Genomic DNA, 16,949 nt, shown 5'->3' with positions numbered 1-16,949 from the left:
GTCACCCTCATCGGTTCAGGCTCGGCGCGCCCGACCGGGTCAGACCGGTTCGTCCTCCGGGACGACGTCGCCGTCGCCGCCGTGGTCGAGCGCCTTGCCGATGCGTTCGAGCATGTCGTAGAGGGTCTCCCGTTCGGCGGGAGACAGCAGGGACAGCGCGTCGTCCTCCAGGCCCCTGGTGATCGCGGGGACCACCTCGCGCAGCCGTTCGCCCTTGGGGGTCAGCCAGACCCGGACGCGACGGCCGTCCTGCTCGTCGGCGTCCACCGACAGCAGACCGGAGGTCGTCATCCGCTGTACCGCCCTGGTCACGGTCGGCGCCTCGACGTTGATCTTGGTGGCGATCTCGCCGGGCGTGATCCCGTCCCGTTCCCACAGGCAGCCCAGGATGAACTGTTGGCCCGAGTGCACACCGTGCTGCCCGAGCCGCCGTTGGGCTTCGCTCTTCAGCCGTCGCGACACGAGGCTGATCCGAGCCAGGAAGACGTCTTCACCGGGGTGCACACCTGGCATGTTAACCCGTGCCCGACCGGTGCCGTACGCGCTGACCTGCTCAGCTATCCCATGGTGGCCACCCCCACCAGTCGGTCTCCGGCCACCCTTGAGTGGTGGGCCAGCACGGCCCGCAGCCGCGCGCGCCGCACCGAGGACAGGTCGGCGAGCACCGCGTCGCGCACGATCTGGTGAGCGAACCTCGGGCGGGTGCCGCCGGCCTCGGCCAGGATGCCCACGGCCATCGCCTCCTCGACGGCGGCGACGGTGGTGTCCTCGTCGACCCCCAGCGCCGCGCCGAGCACCGCCACGTCCACGTCGCCACCGGCCACCGCCGCGCGTTCCACCAGCTGCCGGGCCGTCGGCGAGAGCGCCGCGACCCTGGGGCGCAGCACGTCACGCAGGCCGTCCGGCAGGTCGGTCCCCGGGTCAACCGCGCGGGCCAGTTCCCTGACGTAGAGCGGGTTTCCGCCGGTGCGGTCGGCGACGGCGACGGCCTGCGCCGGGTCGGGGGCCGCGCCGCGCACGGCCTCGACGAGCCCGGTGACCGCCGGGCGGCTCAGGCCGCGCAGCGTGACGCGTTCGGTGACGTGGCCGGCGAGCGCGCCGAGCCCGCCGGTGAGCTCACCGGGCCGGTAGAGCACCAGCAGCAGCACGGGGGCGCCGTCGAGCAGGCCGGGCAGGTCGGTGAGCAGCGAGCGGGTGGCCGGGTCGGCGGCGTGCGCGTCGTCGACCACCAGCAGCAGCGGCGCGTCGGTGGCCAGCCCGCGCAGGTAGCCGGCGACGGCCTGGCGCAGCGGGAACGGCAGGTCGACGCGCTCGTCGAGGACCGGGGCCATCCGGGCGCGGGTGCGCTGGTCGGGCGGCACACGGGCGGCGAGGTCGCGGACCAGTTCGGTCACCGCCCAGCCGGCGGGGGCGCCGGCGGCGGGGTCGGGGCAGCGGCCGGTGGCGCTGCGCCAGCCGCGGTCGGCCAGCTCACCGGCCAGCCGCGCGGCGAGGGCGGTCTTGCCGATGCCGGCGTCACCGGTGAGCACGGCGACCGCGGGGGAGGTCGCCGTGCCCACCTGCTGGGCGGCCGCGTGCAGCCGGCCGAGTTCGTGTTCCCGGCCGACGAACGGCGCCCCGGGCTGCTGGCCGGTGACCAGCGGGGCTTCGGGGTGGCGGCCGGCGGTCATCAGCCGCCGGTCCTGGGCGAGGATGTCGGTTTCCAGTTGGCGCAGCGCGGGTCCGGGGTCGACGCCGAGCTGGTCGCGCAGCGCGCCGCGTCCCCGGCGCAGCGCCGAGAGCGCGTCGCCCTGGCGGCCGGCGCGGTAGAGGGCGAGGGCGAGCAGGCGCCAGGCGTCCTCGCGCAGCGGGTGGTCGTCGGTGTGGGTGGTGAGCCCGACGATCGCGCCGGTGAGGTCACCGGCGGCGATCAACGCCTCGGCGTGGTACTCGACGGCCTGGCGGTACAGCTCGTCGAGGCGTTCGGTTTCCGCGCCGGCCCAGGCCTGGCCGGCGAACTCGGCGTAGGCCGGGCCGTCCCACAGCGCCAGTGCCTGTTCGAGCCGGTCGAGCTGGCCGGGCCGGTCCCGGTGGCGGCCGCTGTCGAGCACGAGCCGTTCGAAGTGCCACACGTCGACCGACGGGTCGGGCAGCCGCAGCGCGTAGCCCGACGGGGTGGTGACCAGGACCCGGGGCCGGGCGCGGGGCGCGCGGTCGGGTTCGAGGATCCGCCGCAGCAGCGACAGCGTGCTCTGCAACGCGGCCAGGCTTCGCCGCGAGACGCCGACCGACCAGACCTCGCGGACGAGTTTGGCGGTGGGCACGGTGCGGCCGTGGGCGGCGACCAGCCGGGCGAGCAGCGCGCCCTTGCGCCGGCCGTGGACCCGGTTCCACTCGCCACCGGTGTCGAGTTCGAGAGAGCCGAGTACACGTAACCGAATTGTGGAATCGTCCACCCCGCACCCCAATCGTTAACCAGCTAATTTTCATCTTAGGAGAGTGCGCGGGAACGAGCAACGCCGATTTACTGGGCGGGAATTCCGATACGACCGTGTCTCGTTTCGTCGGGCGCATTGTTCTGTGAGTCCGCGCTGATTCCGGGAAAAGAGACGTGGCTAGTGTCGGAGTTATGACTCAACGCCCCCACCGCCCTTTCCGGTTCGCGGTGAACCTGATGGCACCGGCGTCCCGCGACGAATGGGTGGCCAAGTGCCGCAAAGCGGAGGCCCTCGGCTTCGACGTGATCGTGGTGCCGGACCATCTGGGCATGCCGGCCCCGTTCCCCGCCCTGGTGGCGGCCGCCGAGGCGACCGAACGACCGAGGCTGGGCACGCTGGTGATCAACACCAGTTTCTACAACCCCGCGCTGCTGGCCAGGGACATCGCCGGCACCGACCAGCTGACCGACGGTCGCCTGGAACTGGGCCTGGGTGCGGGCTACGTGAAGGCGGAGTTCGACGAGGCGGGTCTCCCGTTCGCCTCACCGGGAAAGCGCATCGACCACCTGGAACGCACGGTCACCGAGGTCCGCCGCCTGCTGGCGGACCCGGCCCACGAGCCGAGGCCGGCGCAGAAACCCATCCCCCTGCTGCTGGCCGGCCGAGGTGACCGCATGCTCCGCCTGGCGGCCCGGCACGCCGACATCATCACCTTCAGCGGCGTGGAGAAACCGGCCAGGGACGGCGAGCTGGCGCCGCTGGCCACGGCGGCCAGGGTCGCCGAACGCATCCGCTACGCCCAGGGGCTGCTGGGTGAGCGGGCCAGGGAGGTCGAGCTGAACTTCCCCCTCCAGATGGTCCGGGTGACCAACGACCGTCGGGCGGCGGTGGCGGAGTGGGTGGACCGGGGCGGCCTGTCGGTGGAGGAGCTGCTGGAGATCCCCGGGATGCTGGTGGGCACGGTCGCCCAGATCGCCGACCAGCTGCGCCACACCCGCGAGACGCTGGGCGTCAACTACGTCACCGCCCTCGAACCCGACATGGAGGACTTCGCCAAGGTCATCGCGGAACTCCGCTGACGGACCGACCCTCCCGCACCGCCGAGGCGAGCCCGACGGACTCGGCGGTGCGTCAACCCCGGTAGCGCCACAGCGTGTAGGTCGAGGGGCCGGCGCACAGGGCGACCTGGTCGGTCCACTCGCAGCCCCCGTTGGACATCGTCACGTCAGGCATGCTGCCCAGCGAGGTCGGCTCGCGTTCCCCCGGCGCCAGCAGCTGGATGTCGGGGTCGTCGAACCCGATGACGACGCCGTCGCCGGGCAGGGCGGCCTTGGCGCCACTGAACCCGGTGATCTGCTCGCCGCTGTCCGGGTCGAGCAGCGCCGTGCCCCCGTGGTGGCTGACCGCGACGTACTCGCCGGCCATCACCGGGTCCGGCGCGACGAGGTCGGCGGTCTTCCAGCGTTGTTCGCCGGTGGCGGTGTCGATGCCGTGCAGGACGGTGCCGCCTCGGGTCTGGGTCATCAGGCACAGCAGGTTCTCCGCGCACATCTCGATGCGCGAGCCGTCGACCGCGGCCAGCGTCTCGACCGTCCACTTCGGAGCCGTCAGGTCGGTGGCGGCGTAGGCGGCCAACGTGCGCGGTGTCTGCCGGTAGACGTAGAGGGTGTCGTCGAAGAACACCACGTCGACCATCTTCTCGCCGGCGTTGCCCTCCGACACGACCGTCCCGCTCCCCAGCTCACGCACCGACAGCGCCCCGCTGTACATGACGACGTGCGCGATGTACTGCCGCTCGTCGGGGTTGGTGCCGACGTCGAGGCCCTGCGCGACCTCGGCCTCGTCCCTGGGCAACGCCCGGTCGGCCGTCGTGTCCTGGTAGACCTCGCTGGTCCGGCCACCGTCGGCCGGCACCGACCAGGCCGGTTCGGCCAACGGCGCGTCGGCGGTCAGCGGATGCAGGTTCGAGGTGTCCTTCTCCCGGTCGTACACCACCAGGTTGCCGGCCACCACACCGCCGACGGTGAGGTTGGGCTCCGACCCGTGCCAGATGTCCTCCCCGTCCTCCCGACTGATCATCGTGCTGAACTGCGCGTAGGACGACGAGAAACTCAACACGAACAGCAGCCCCGCGTCGGTCACCGTCATGTCGACCGACCCGATCACGGTGCTCACCCCCAGACTGCGTTTCCAGGTGACCTCACCGGAATCCAGGTCGATGGCGGTCACATGGAGCAACTTCGCGGTGGTGTAGGCGACGTAGCCGACACCGTCGTGGATCTCCACCAGGGCCGGGTCGGGCGAGGAGAGCGGCCCGTACTCCTTGGGCATACGCCCCTCCTCGAACGAGGCCACCTCCTCAAGCTCGTGCACCGAGTCATCGCCCTGCTCACCGGTGCCCGAAAAGGCCGAGGGCCGGCCACTGACCAGCTGGGGCTCGGCCTGGATCGTCACCACCACCGCCGCCGCGGCGACCACCAACACCGCGACCAGCCCGACGATCACCACACGCATCGACCCGACTCCGCTCTCCAGGGGACAGTCCACCTCGTACGCTCCCCCACCGACGGCCGTCCCCGGGCCAGTTTCGCCCCTACCCGAAACAGTGAGCCGTTTCCCGCCGCTGGAGCCGGAGAGGTCTCCCCCGCGCCTGCCCGGTCTGTCCCTCGACGTTCGGCGCCGGATCGCGCGCCCTCTCGGCACTGGCGGCCATGCCTTCCTGACTCGGTCGCCACCCGGCTCCCGACCCACCCGGCGCCGGACCCGCCAGGGCCAGTTGTCACCCTGCCGCCCACCCGGCAGCCTCGCCCCGCAGACCGGTCACTCGCCGCCCGGCCGCCCCGGCAAAGCTGGTCACTCACCACCCGGCGCGGTCTGCTCCGGCATCCGGTGCCTCCCAGCCCCCGAAGCCCGCCCCGCACCCTCTCTTTCACCCTCCCGGCGCCCGGGGGCCCCCCGATTTCCAGCGTAATCGGCAGGGCCGACGGTTCTGGGGGTGTCGGCCCGTGCCTGTGGACAACTCGGTGGGTCAGGTCCGGGAGCGGCGGCCGGGTGCTGACCGGACGGCGGTGAGCCGGCGGCGGAGGTGGGCGCGTTCCGGCTCCGTGCCGGCCAGTTCCAGCGCCTCCGTGTACGCGTGCTCGGCCTCGTCGAGGCGGTCCAGTTGGGCCAGCAGGTCGGCGCGGGCGGCCGGTAGCGGTGGGTAGCCGCGCAGGCGTGGTTCGTCGGCGAGAGCGTCGAGCAGGGCCAGTCCCGCTTGCGGTCCGTCGCGCATGGCCACGGCGGCCGCCCGGTTGAGGGCGACGACCGGGCCAGGGGTGAGCGCGTGCAGCACGTCGTAGAGCGCGACCACCTGCGGCCAGTCGGTGCCCGCCACGTCGTCGGCCTCGTCGTGCAGGGCGGCGATCGCGGCCTGGACGCCGTAGGGGCCGGGTGGGCCGCCGCGCAACGCCTCGATCACCAGGTCACGGCCTTCGTCGATCATGGGGCGGTCCCAGCGGGTGCGGTCCTGGTCTGCGAGCAGGACCAGGTCGCCGTGGTGGCCGGTGCGGGCGTCGCGACGGGCGTGGACCAGCAGCAGGAGTGCCAGGAGGCCGGCGACCTCGCGTTGGGTCGGCAGCAGCCGGCGCAGGACCCGCGCCAGGCGGACGGCTTCCTCGGCGAGGTCGAGTCGTTGCAGGTCGGGGCCTGAGCTGGCCGCGTAGCCCTCGGTGAACACCGAGTAGATCGCCTGGAGGACGCTGGGGAGCCGGCTGGGCAGCTCGTGCGGCTCGGGGACGCGGAACGGGATGCGGGCCTCGCGGATCTTCGTCTTGGCGCGCACGATCCGCTTGGCCATCGTCGCGGTCGGGACGAGGAACGCGCGGGCGACCTCCGGTGTGGTGAGGCCCGCCAGGCAACGCAGGGTGAGCGCGGCGTGGTCCTCGGTCGGCAGGGCGGGGTGGGCGCAGGTGAAGAACAGCCGCAGCCGCTCGTCGGGCAGGTCGCCGTCGACCGTCGGGGGCGGGGCGGCCAGGTCGGCCTCGGCCTGGAGCAGGGCGAGGCGAGCGGCGTAGGTCCGGTCGCGGCGCAGGCGGTCGACGGCGCGCCGCCGGGCGGTGGTCATCAGCCACGCGCCCGGCCGGGGCGGAACACCGTCGACCGGCCAGTGTGTCAGCGCCGCCTCGATCGCCTCGGAGGTGACCTCCTCGGCCAGGTCCAGGTCGCCGAAACGCCGGGCGAGCGCGGCCAGCAGCCGGCCGCGCTCCTCCCGGAACACCGCCTCGACCGAAGCCGAGACCGAAGCCGAGGTCGAGACCGAGGCCGACACGTCCACGTCAGTCGCCGAAGGTCGCGACCGGGCGCACCACGACCGAGCCGCTGCCGCGCGCGCCCGGGCACCGCGCCGCCCAGTCCAGGGCGACGTCCAGGTCGGGCACGTCGATGACGTAGAACCCGCCGAGCACCTCCCGGGTCTCGGCGAACGGGCCGTCGGTCACCGTGGGCGCGCCGTTGCGGTCGACGCGGACCGTGGTGGCGGTCACCAGGTCGGCCAGCGACTCGCCGGACACGAGGATCCCGGCGTCGCGGACCTGCTTGTCGTAGAGCATCCAGTCCTCGACCGTGCACTCCGCCGCCCCGCCGTTCTCGTCGACGGCACCGGCGTTGATCAGCAGCATGTACTTCATGGTGGGGCGTCCCCTCGGGGTTCGTCGTCAGGTACAGCATGACTACGAACGGGACCCCCGCCGATGGACACCCCGCCCCCGGCGACTTTCCGTCACCGGTAGGTGGCGGGGTCCAGGCCGGCGGCGCGCAGCGCGTCCTCCAGCCCGGCCAGGGCCAGCTGGTCGGCGCGCTCGTTGTCGGGGTGGCCGGCGTGGCCCTTGACCCAGTGCCAGGTGACGGTGTGCCGGGCGGTCGCCTCGTCGAGGCCCCGCCACAGATCCTCGTTCTTGACCGGCTGCTTCGCGGTGGTCAGCCAGCCGTTGCGTTTCCAGTTGACGACCCACTTGGTGATGCCGTTACGCACATAGGTGCTGTCGGTGTACAGCGCCACGACCGACGGCCGCTTCAGATGGTTGAGGGCCTCGATCGGCGCCGTCAGCTCCATCCGGTTGTTGGTCGTCTCCTCGGCCTGGCCGCCGCACAGGGTCTTCTCGTGGACCCCGTGGCGCAGCAGCGCTCCCCAGCCGCCTGGCCCGGGATTGCGCCAGCACGCGCCGTCGGTGTAGATCTCGACCGGTGTGTCCCCCATGGGGGGACAATCTAGTCACCGAGGTAGCGCCGGGGAGAGGTGCCGGTCGTTCGGCGGAAGGCCGCGAGGAACGCGCTCGGTGTGGCGTAGCCGACGGCGCGGGCGACGACCGCCACCGGGTGTTTCTCGGCGAGCAGGGGCAGCGCGGCCCGCAGTCGCAGGTGGGTGCGCCAGCGGTCGAAGCTCAGGCCGGTGTCGCGGACGAACAGCCGGGTCAGGGTGCGCCGGCTCACGCCGACGGCGCGGGCGTGGGCGTCCAGGCCGCGTGGGTCGGCCGGATCGGCGTGCAGCGCGTCGGCCACGGCCCGGACGCGGTCGTCGACCGGGGTGGGCACGTCGATGGGTGTGTCCGGCACGGGACGCAGCAGGTCCAGTACGACGGCCTCGGCGCGCAGCCGTGCGTCGTCGGCGAGGTCGGTGCGGGCGAGGTGGGTGATCAGGTGGGCCAGCAGCCCGTCGACGCCGACGGGTGTGGGGCGGGTCCAGTTCAGGGCGCACCGGTCCGGTTCGACGTAGAGGCTGCACAGCACGGCGTCGCGGGTCGCGCCGGTGCGGTGGACGATCCCGGCGGGCAGCCACAGCGCGCGGGTGGGCGGCAGGACCCAGTACGAGTCGTCGACGGCGACGCCCAGGACGCCGCTGCGGGTCCAGGCCAGCTGGTGCTGCGGGTGGCTGTGCGCCACGATCCACTCCCCTGACGTCAGCGGGAAGTGTCCGACGACGATGGCGCCGACACCGGTCGGGGCGGCACAGGGGTCGACTTCGGTCACGCCACACAGCCTATGTCCCCAACGCGACATGATCTGGCCCCGTCGCGGATTGTGGCCAACCTGACGGCCGACCTAGCGTCGACGCATGGTGATCAACTCCCCCAGTCGGGCGTCGGTGCGCGGCCGTGGCCCGGCGCTGGTGGTGCTGTGCTTCGTCCAGTTCATGCTGGTCCTGGACGACACGGTGGTGAGCGTCGCGCTGCCCAGCATCCGCGACGACCTGGGCTTCGGCGCGCCGGGTCTCGCCTGGGTGGTCAACGCGTACTTCCTGGCCTTCGGTGGGCTGTTGCTGCTGTTCGGGCGCGCGGCCGACCTGCTGGGCCGGCGCCGCGTGTTCCTCGCCGGGGTGGCGTTGTTCGGTGTGGCGAGCCTCGCCTGTGGGCTCGCCCAGCAGCCCTGGCAGCTGGTGGCCGGACGGTTCGCGCAGGGCGCCGGCGCGGCCATGGCCAGCCCCGCAGCGCTGTCGCTGATCACCCTGCTGTTCCCCGGCACCCGGGAACGCACCCGGGCGCTGGCCGTCTGGGGCGGCATCTCGGCGTTGGGTGCCACCGCCGGCCTGGTCATCTCCGGGGCGCTGACCGGCCTGGCGTCCTGGCGCTGGATCTTCCTGATCAACCTGCCGGTGGCCGGCGTCGCCCTGGTGCTGCTGCCCCGGCTGGTCGCCGAGAGCCGCGCCGCCCGCCGGACCCGCCTGGACGTGCCGGGCGCGGTCCTGGGCACCGCCGCGGTGCTGTGCCTGGTCCTGGGTCTGCTCCAGGCCGGGGAGTCGGGGTGGGGTGACCCGGCCGTCGTCGTGTCCCTGCTGCTGGCCGTCGTCCTGTCGGTCGGGTTCGTGGTGGTCGAGTCACGCACGCGCGAGCCGCTGGTGCCGCTCTCGTTCCTGCTGGCCCGGACCCGCGCGGTCGCCAACGGCGCGACCCTGCTGTTCTCGGCGGCCTTCTACGCGATGGCGTTCCTGCTGATGATCCACCTCCAGACCGGGCTGCGCTACGACCCGCTCCAGGCCGGTGTGGCCTACCTGCCCTACGGCGCCGGCATCCTCGCCGGCATGTGGCTGTCCTCGCGCGCGGTGACCAGGTTGGGGGCGCGCTGGTCGCTCGTCGTGTCGTTCCTGGTCAGCGGGGTCGGACTGCTGCTGTTGTCCGGAATCGCGCCGGGGTCGGAGTACGCGACGGCGGTGCTGCCGGGCATGCTGGTGACCAGCCTGGGCTGTGGTCTGAGCCTGCCGGTCCTGGCGGTCACCGCGGTCGCGGGCACCACCGGGGACGACGCCGGGCTCGGGTCGGCGATGTTCACCTCGGTCCAGCAGATCGGCGGTGCCGTCGGGGTGGCGGTGATGGTCACCCTGGCCACCCGTCACGGCGGTTACTCCCTGGCGCTCACGGTCGCCGCGGCGCTCCTCGCGGTCGGCGCCGTCCTGGTCGCCGCGCTGCCCGGCGGGCGTGCGGACGCCGGGGACCCGGGGCCCGGCGACCGCGAACGGTGACCGGGCCCCGGACCGTCAGGGCAGGACCCAGCGCTGGTTGGCGCTGGCCAGGCAGTCCCAGATGTGCAGCTGTGTCCCGTCGGCGGAGCTGTTGCCGGCGGCGTCGAGGCAGCGGCCCGACTGCGGGTTGCGCAGCGTCCCGTCGCCCTGTTCGACCCAGTGCTGGGCACCGGTTCCGTTGCAGGTCCACAGCCAGGTGATGGTGCCGTTGGCGGTGCCGCTGCTCTGCACGTCCAGGCACTTGCCCAGCGCGCGCAGTGTCCCGTCGGTGCCCACGGTCCAGCGCTGGGCGCCGGTGCCGTTGCACGTCCACAGCTGGATCTTCGTGCCGTCGGCGGTGCCGGAGTTGTCGACGTCGACGCACTTGCCGGCCAGCCCGGTGATCTGGCCGACGCGCTCGTCGCCGCCGCCGGACAGTTCCTTGATCCGGACGTTGCGGAAGGACACCTCGTCGCCGTCGCCGTGGTTCTGCAGACCGATGTGGCCCTGGAGGAGGCTGCGGGCCGGGTCGGTGTTGGTGAAGTCGTTGATCTTCACGCCGTTGAGGAACAGTTGCAGCCGTTCGCCCTCGACCAGCAGCTCGTAGGTGTTCCACTCGCCGGGTGGGTTGAGCGCGCCGTCGCGGGCGGCGATGTCGGCGGACTGGAACCCGTAGACCGCGCCGGTGGTGCGGTCGGCGGCGTCGGTGGCGTCGATCTGGATCTCGTAGCCGTTGTTGACCGCCGACCACGGGTCGTCGCTGGGCGGGAAGCCGATGAACACCCCGGAGTTGTCGTCGCCGGCCATCCGCCAGTCCAGCTTGAGCGAGTACGCGCCGAACTCCTTGGCCGAGTACCACAGCATTCCCATGCCGCCCTGGGAGGTCAGGGTGCCGTCGGCGAGGGCGAAGCTGCCGGGGCCGGCCTGGCTCCAGCCGGTGGTGGAGTTGCCGAACAGCGTGGTGTAGCCGGTCTCGGCGCGACAGTCGGCCTTGGTGACGCCGGCCGCGTACCGCACACCGCCCAGCAGGTGGGTGCGGAACGCGGGTTCGGTGTAGGACCCTTCGGTGTGCCCGCCGGCCGTGTACCAGGACCGGCCGCCCTCGTAGGGCTGGCACCAGGCGATCGGGTGATCACCCATGTTCCCGCCGGAGTACGTGCTCTCGTCGAGCCGGGCGAGCACCCGCGCGGTCGAGCGCGGATTGGTCTGGAAGTTGTACCACTCGTCGGTGCGCACCCAGTCGTTGCCCAGGTGCGCCGACGACGCGTGCGCGCGGTCCTCCACCCGCACGGTGGCCTGCTGGATCGCCGGGTGCGAGTGGAAGTAGCCGCCGACGAGCCCGCCGTAGAAGGGCCACTGGTACTCGGTGTCCGACGCCGAGTGCACGCCGACGTAGCCGCCGCCGGCCCGCACGTAGGACTCGAACGCGGCCTGCTGGCCGTCGTCGAGCACGTCACCGGTGGTCAGCAGGAACACCACCGCCCGGTACTGGGCGAGGTTCGTGCCGCTGAACGCCGCCGCGTCCTCGGTGGCGTCGACGGTGAAGTTGTTGTCCGCACCCAGATCGCGCAGGGCCTGGATGCCGTTGGGGATGGACGAGTGCCGGAATCCGGCGGTCTTGGAGAACACCAGCACCTTGTAGGCCGGGTCGTCGGCCGACGCCGTGGCCGGGGACAGGGCCAGGACCGTCGCGGCGGTCACGGCGACCGCCGCGAACGCTTGTCGTAGTCGGGACATCGCAGACTCCTTGGGGCAGGGGGAACTCAGGGCAGGGTCCAGGTCTGGTTGCCGGCGGCGTTGCAGTCCCAGATGTGCAGCACGGTGCCGTCGGCGCTGGAGTTGCCGGACGCGTCCAGACACCGCCCGGACTGCGGGTTGCGCAGTGCGCCGGACTGCGCGGCCCACCGCTGGGCGCCCGTCCCGTTGCACGTCCACAGCTGGGTGACGGTGCCGTTGGCGGTGCCGCCGCCGCTGACGTCCAGGCACTTGCCCAGCGCGCGCAGCGTCCCGTCGGTGCCGACGGTCCAGCGCTGGGCGCCGGTGCCGTTGCACGTCCAGAGCTGGATCTTCGTGCCGTCGGCGGTGTTCGACCCGTCGACGTCGACGCACTTGCCGCCGATACCGGTGATCGGGCCGACGCGGGGACCGCCGCCGGCGCCGGTGCCCAACCGGAACTCGTCCACGTCGAACAGCGACCCGGCGCCGCCGGTGAACCGCAGTACCAGCGTGGTGGTGCCGCTGGGCACGTTCGCCAGCGTGGTGGTGACGTCGGTGAACGTCTCCCAGTCGCCGGTCGGCGTCACCGCGACCGACCCCAGCAGGGTTCCGGTCGCCGACCCGGCCCGCACCTCGATGGTGCCGCCGGCGCCGGCCGAGGACACCCGCGCGGTGAACGTCGTCGCGTTGGACAGTTCGTAGGGCTCGAAGCCGACCCAGTCGCCGTTCTCGATGTAGCCGACGGTCCGGCCGCCGTGCGCGTTGGCGTGGTCGGCGACCTGCACGCCCGCCGACGAGCCGTAGTGTTCGGCCTGCCGGGTCCTGGGCTGGGTGACGTGCTGGGTGTGGGTGGTCAGCCCGCCGCCGTCGGTGTACTCGGCGTCCCACACGCCGTAGATGTAGGCGTTGGGGTCGTGTTCACCGTCCTGCGGGGTCTGCACGGTGCCCGAGCAGCCGGTGGCCTCGGTGAGTTTGTGGCCGTGGGAGTCGTGGCCCAGGATGTAGCTGATCTTGACCTTGGTGCAGTCGATCGTGCCGTCCTCCGGGTCGGTCACGGTGATCCGGAACGGCACCGCTTCGCCGAAGTCGAACAGCTGACCGTCCTTGGGCAGGTCCAGCGTCACTCTCGGCGCGGTGTTGCCGACGGTGATCCGCACGCTCGCCGAGGCCGTCGCGCCGGTCTCGTCGGTGACGGTGAGGGTCGCGGTGAACTCGCCGTTGGCGGTGTAGGTGTGGGCCGGGTTGGCGGCGGTGGAGGTGCCGCCGTCGCCGAAGGCCCACGCGTAGCGCAGCGGGCCGCCGTCGGGGTCGGTGGAGCCGGCCGAGGAGAACTGCACGGCCAGCGGCGCCGCCCCGGAGGTCTTGTCGGCGGCGGCCTTGGCGATCGGGGCGAGCCCGTCGGCGGTGTACTCGATCCGGTACAGCGCCGAGTTCTCGTCGCCGCTGAACCAGCCGGTGCCGTAGTCCAGGACGTAGAGCGCGCCGTCCGGGCCGAACGCCGAGTCCATGACCTGGGTGCCGGTCCAGGCGAACGGGCTGATGGTGCCGGGCGAGCCATCGCCGTTGACGGTGATGTCCTTGATCCAGCGCCGGCCGAACTCGGTGGCGAAGAAGTGCCCGTCGTGGGACTGCGGGAACTTCACCGACGAGTTCAGGTCGGCGTCGTAGCGGTAGACCGGGCCGCCCATCGGCGACTCGCTGCCGCAGCCGAGGTCGGGCACCGAGCAGCCGTCGTAGGGCAGCCACGCGGCCTTGGGCGCGGGCAGTTTCTGCTGGCCGGTGTTGTGCGGGGAGTTGTTGGTCGGCCCGCCGGCACAGTCGAACTTGCCGCCGGAGGAGCCGGTGGCGAAGTTGAAGTGGTTGTAGGTCTCGGCGGTGGTGTTGCGGCCGGTGCAGTAGGGCCAGCCGTAGAAGCCGGGCCCGGTGATCCGGTTGAACTCGACCTGCCCGGCCGGGCCGCGGGTGCCGCTGGCCGCGCCCGCGTCCGGGCCGTAGTCGCCGAGGTAGACGGTGCCGGTGGCCTTGTCGACGTTGAACCGGAACGGGTTGCGAAAGCCCATGGCGTAGATCTCGGGGCGGGTGTTGGCGGTGCCGGGGGCGAACATGTTGCCCGCCGGGATGCTGTACCCGCCGTCGGCGTTCACCTTGATCCGCAACAGTTTCCCGCGCAGGTCGTTGGTGTTGCCGCTGCTGCGCTGGGCGTCGAACGCGGGGTTGCGGGTGGTGCGCTCGTCGTGCGGGCTGTACCCGTCGGAGGCGAACGGGTTGGTGTCGTCGCCGGTGGACAGGTACAGGTTGCCGGCGGCGTCGAAGTCGATGTCGCCGCCGACGTGGCAGCAGATGCCACGGCTGGCCGGCACGTCCAGCACCCGCTGTTCGGAGCCGAGGTTGAGCGTGCCGTCGGTGTTGAGGGTGAACCGGGACAGCCGGTTGACCCCGTCCCAGGCGGAGAAGTCCGAGCCGTCCGACGGCGCGTCACCGGCCGGTGTGGACAGTGGGGGCGCGTAGTACAGGAACACGTGCCGGTTGCTGGCGAAGTTCGGGTCGGCGGCGATGCCCTGCAGGCCCTCCTCGTCGTGGGAGTAGACGGTGAGCTTGCCGGCGATCTTCGTGGTGCCGGCGGCGTCGGTGTGCCGCACGGTGCCGTCGCGGGAGGTGTGCAGCACCGACCGGTCGGGCAGCACGGCCATGGACATCGGCTCACCCATCTCGGGTTCGCCCTTGGCCAGAGTGACCTGCTGGAACGTGGGGGCCGCCGCCGTGGGTGGCGGCTGCGCCGACGCGGCCGAGGCGGCGCCCAGTGTCAGTAACGCGGCCGCTCCGAGGCGAGCGAGACCGCGCGCGGTACTCAACATCGTTGTCGTCACTTTCTTTCGCAGGGTGTCAGGGCAGCAGCCACTGCTGGTTGGCCGCGCCGGTGCAGTCCCAGATGTGCAGCACGGTGCCGTCCGCGCTGGAGTTGCCGGCCGCGTCCAGACAGCGGCCGGACTGCGGGTTGCGCAGGGTGTTGTCCGGTTGCGGCACCCACTGTTGGGCGCCGGTGCCGTTGCACGTCCACAGTTGGGTGACGGTGCCGTTGACGGTGCCGGAGTTGTCGACGTCCAGGCACTTACCCAGCGCGCGGACGGTGTTGTCGCCGGGCAGGGTCCACTGCTGGGCGCCGGTGCCGTTGCAGGTCCAGAGCTGGACCTTGGTGCCGTCGGCGGTGCCGGAGTTGTCGACGTCGACGCACTTGCCGCCGATACCGGTGATCTGCCCGACGCGCTGCTCGACGCCGATCATCGCGTTGAGCGTGTACCAGGCCTCGGTGCTCCACAGCGTTTCCCCGGACTCCGAGGAGAACGGCCGGGGCGACTGCAGGTGTACGACGCGTCCCGGCTGGAGCCCGTTGATCAGGACGGTGACCTTGGTGCGGTCGGCCGAGGGGGTGGCCGAGGCGATGGTCAGCTGCTGCTCGTCGATCTTGGGGCCGCCGTAGCTGGCGGTGGGCTGGTAGCGCCACTGGGTGGCGAGGTACTTGCCGGCGAGGTCGGTCACGGTCTGGGTGGACAGCGGCTGGGTGTACTCCAGCTCGAACCCGCCCTCGACGGCGCGCATGGCGAGGATGTCGAAGGCGTTGGTGCCGTTGGGGGTGAGTTTCTGGAAGCCGAAGTTGAGCTTGCCCTCCTGGCCCCAGTTGCCGCCCGCGCCGATGCCGCCGGTGTAGATGGCGCCGTCGGGCCCGAGGCTGATCCGGCTCACGCCCGACTCCAGGCCCTGGGTCATCCGGAACACCGCGCCCTGGTACTCGCCGTTGACCTTCTCCAGGTAGGCGCGTTGCAGCCCGCCGTAGGTGACGTCCCCGTAGACGAGTTGCCCGGCGAACGGGCCGGAGGTCAGCTGGACGGGGTTGCTCGGCGAGTTCGCGATCTCGTTCTGCGGCAACCACAACACGGGTTGGGTGACGGCCCGCCCGTCGAACGGCCCCGCCGGGTTCATGTAGTGGTTGAAGAAGCGGTCCTGCTTGACGTGCAGCAGTTTCGACGACGGCAGCCAGGCCCCCTGGTTGTCGGTCACGAAGATGTCGCCGTCGGGCCCCCACCCGATGCCGTGCGGTGTGCGCAGCCCGCCGGCGACGTAGGACACCTGCCCCGTCGCCTTGTTCACCGAGATGGTGGTCCCCCGGTTGGGGGCCGGCTGGGGGTTGGTGGTCTCCCCGCCGTAGTTGATGGCCACGGACAGGTTGAGGTAGAACAACCCGTCCCGGTAGAGGAGCCCGAACGCGAACTCGTGGAAGTTGCCGCCGAAGGGCCAGGTGGCGATGGTGCGGTAGTCGTCGGTGACCCAGTCGCCGTTGGTGTCGTTCAGTTCGGTGAGCCCGGTCTTCTCGGAGACGTAGAGCTTCCCGTCGACGAACTTGATCCCCATCGGCTCCTTGAGCCCCTGGGCGATCCGCTGCGTGGTGACCTGGCCGGGGTCGGTGCCGCCCGTGACGTTGCCGAGCAGGTACACCTCGCCCAGTTCGTTGTCCGTGCCACCCCAGGTGGTGATGGCCGCGCGCCCGTCGGGCAGCCAGTCGATCCCGGTCACCTGGGGCTCGAACCCGTTGGGCCGCAGGTTGGTCAGCGTGTAGCCGGGATGCACGCCGGTCAGCGGCAACCCGTCACCCGGGCTGTCCGCGCCGCCCTCACACTCCTTGCGCCCGGGTGCGGTCACCCGAACCACGTCGGCGTCCGTGCTCAGCACGGAGTTCGGCACCACGGTGAACCCCGAGGCGCCCGGCGGCTGCCACTGCAACGTGATCTGCTGGTCGACCTCGTTGTCGAAGTGGTCGATCCGCAGCGAGTGGTACCCCTGGGTGAGCTGCGCGGACCCGTCCTTGGGGGTGGCGCCGTGCAGCCCGTCGTGGTTGATCACGAGCGCGTCGTCGATCCGCAACCGGGAGCCGTCGTCGCTGATGAGCCGGAAGGCGTAGGTGCCGTCGGCCGGGATGTTGATGTTCCCGGTGACCTCGGACAGGAAGTGGTCACCGATCCCGAAGTCGGCCGTCGTGGTCCAGTTGATGGTCGGCATGAGCTTGTCGACGTTGGGTGTCTGGCCGGCTTTGAGCACACAGAGGCGGGACAGGGACGTCTGCAGGTCGAACACCCGCAAGGTCACCCCCGGCTCCTGCGGCGGCAGGTCCTCGGCGGCGGCGCCGGGCGCCGACAGGGCGAACAGGGACGCGGTCAACACGGGCAGGAACCATCTGGCCCGGCGGGCAGGCAGGGACATCGAAGGGGTTCTCCTCTGGTAGAGCCGTGAGCAGGGGGGACTCGACATACGGAGAAGCGCCACGAACCAGACCCTCTGTTACCTGGCTCACA

At 71.9% G+C, this 16,949-nt stretch carries 12 protein-coding genes; 2 read left to right on the top strand and 10 right to left on the bottom strand.

The window, feature by feature from the left end:
• Nucleotides 1-39: 39 nt before the first annotated feature.
• Nucleotides 40-504 (bottom strand): MarR family winged helix-turn-helix transcriptional regulator, encoded by a 465-nt coding sequence (locus BLA60_RS05610; protein ID WP_245811838.1) that lies wholly within the window; start codon nucleotides 502-504, stop codon nucleotides 40-42.
• Between the two features lie 53 nt (nucleotides 505-557).
• Nucleotides 558-2,435, bottom strand: coding sequence for an ATP-binding protein (locus BLA60_RS05605; protein WP_075131661.1), 1,878 nt, complete (start codon nucleotides 2,433-2,435; stop codon nucleotides 558-560).
• Nucleotides 2,436-2,608: 173 nt separating this feature from the next.
• On the opposite strand from BLA60_RS05605, the gene BLA60_RS05600 reads away from it, so the two are divergent.
• Complete coding sequence (locus BLA60_RS05600; protein WP_075131660.1) at nucleotides 2,609-3,496, top strand: LLM class F420-dependent oxidoreductase; 888 nt, start codon at nucleotides 2,609-2,611, stop codon at nucleotides 3,494-3,496.
• Between the two features lie 52 nt (nucleotides 3,497-3,548).
• Here the strand turns inward: BLA60_RS05600 and BLA60_RS05595 are convergent, their stop codons facing one another.
• The 5 genes from BLA60_RS05595 to BLA60_RS05575 form a co-directional block, all read right to left on the bottom strand.
• Nucleotides 3,549-4,931 (bottom strand): PQQ-binding-like beta-propeller repeat protein, encoded by a 1,383-nt coding sequence (locus BLA60_RS05595; protein ID WP_075131659.1) that lies wholly within the window; start codon nucleotides 4,929-4,931, stop codon nucleotides 3,549-3,551.
• A gap of 514 nt (nucleotides 4,932-5,445) precedes the next feature.
• Nucleotides 5,446-6,726 (bottom strand): RNA polymerase sigma factor, encoded by a 1,281-nt coding sequence (locus BLA60_RS05590; protein ID WP_075132069.1) that lies wholly within the window; start codon nucleotides 6,724-6,726, stop codon nucleotides 5,446-5,448.
• Between the two features lie 7 nt (nucleotides 6,727-6,733).
• Entirely contained in the window at nucleotides 6,734-7,084 is a 351-nt protein-coding gene (locus BLA60_RS05585; RefSeq protein WP_075131658.1) for a YciI family protein, read from the bottom strand.
• A gap of 92 nt (nucleotides 7,085-7,176) precedes the next feature.
• Entirely contained in the window at nucleotides 7,177-7,653 is a 477-nt protein-coding gene (gene rnhA, locus BLA60_RS05580) for a ribonuclease HI (protein WP_075131657.1), read from the bottom strand.
• 11 nt (nucleotides 7,654-7,664) lie between these two features.
• Entirely contained in the window at nucleotides 7,665-8,423 is a 759-nt protein-coding gene (locus BLA60_RS05575) for an AraC family transcriptional regulator (RefSeq protein ID WP_245811837.1), read from the bottom strand.
• Nucleotides 8,424-8,508: 85 nt separating this feature from the next.
• Here BLA60_RS05575 and BLA60_RS05570 point away from each other — a divergent pair, with 85 nt between their 5' ends.
• A complete protein-coding gene (locus BLA60_RS05570; protein ID WP_075131655.1) occupies nucleotides 8,509-9,909 on the top strand; it encodes an MFS transporter in 1,401 nt (466 codons plus the stop codon).
• A 15-nt stretch (nucleotides 9,910-9,924) separates the two neighbouring features.
• Here the strand turns inward: BLA60_RS05570 and BLA60_RS45300 are convergent, their stop codons facing one another.
• Genes BLA60_RS45300 through BLA60_RS05555 form a run of 3 tightly spaced genes read right to left on the bottom strand, consistent with a single transcriptional unit; the run spans nucleotide 9,925 to nucleotide 16,857 of the window.
• Nucleotides 9,925-11,625, bottom strand: a complete 1,701-nt coding sequence (locus BLA60_RS45300; protein WP_075131654.1) for a ThuA domain-containing protein — start codon at nucleotides 11,623-11,625, stop codon at nucleotides 9,925-9,927.
• A 26-nt stretch (nucleotides 11,626-11,651) separates the two neighbouring features.
• Nucleotides 11,652-14,471 (bottom strand): PQQ-dependent sugar dehydrogenase, encoded by a 2,820-nt coding sequence (locus tag BLA60_RS05560; protein ID WP_211288616.1) that lies wholly within the window; start codon nucleotides 14,469-14,471, stop codon nucleotides 11,652-11,654.
• A 16-nt stretch (nucleotides 14,472-14,487) separates the two neighbouring features.
• The gene (locus BLA60_RS05555; protein ID WP_075131652.1) at nucleotides 14,488-16,857 is read right to left on the bottom strand and encodes a ricin-type beta-trefoil lectin domain protein; all 2,370 of its coding nucleotides are present in this window, start codon (nucleotides 16,855-16,857) and stop codon (nucleotides 14,488-14,490) included.
• Nucleotides 16,858-16,949 lie beyond the last annotated feature (92 nt).

It is taken from the genome of Actinophytocola xinjiangensis, assembly GCF_001921215.1.
GTDB classification, from domain to species: Bacteria; Actinomycetota; Actinomycetes; order Mycobacteriales; family Pseudonocardiaceae; genus Actinophytocola; species Actinophytocola xinjiangensis.
The sequence above is the reverse complement of the archived record's forward strand: the minus strand, read 5'-3'. Positions and strand labels throughout refer to the sequence as shown.

Excerpts from the sequence above, each read along its gene's own strand:
- BLA60_RS05600 (WP_075131660.1), top strand. The coding sequence starts at position 2,609 with ATGACTCAACGCCCCCACCGCCCTTTCCGGTTCGCGGTGAACCTGATG.
- BLA60_RS05555 (WP_075131652.1), bottom strand. The coding sequence starts at position 16,857 with ATGTCCCTGCCTGCCCGCCGGGCCAGATGGTTCCTGCCCGTGTTGACC.
- BLA60_RS05585 (WP_075131658.1), bottom strand. The coding sequence starts at position 7,084 with ATGAAGTACATGCTGCTGATCAACGCCGGTGCCGTCGACGAGAACGGC.
- BLA60_RS05570 (WP_075131655.1), top strand. The coding sequence starts at position 8,509 with ATGGTGATCAACTCCCCCAGTCGGGCGTCGGTGCGCGGCCGTGGCCCG.
- rnhA (WP_075131657.1), bottom strand. The coding sequence starts at position 7,653 with ATGGGGGACACACCGGTCGAGATCTACACCGACGGCGCGTGCTGGCGC.
- BLA60_RS05595 (WP_075131659.1), bottom strand. The coding sequence starts at position 4,931 with ATGCGTGTGGTGATCGTCGGGCTGGTCGCGGTGTTGGTGGTCGCCGCG.
- BLA60_RS45300 (WP_075131654.1), bottom strand. The coding sequence starts at position 11,625 with ATGTCCCGACTACGACAAGCGTTCGCGGCGGTCGCCGTGACCGCCGCG.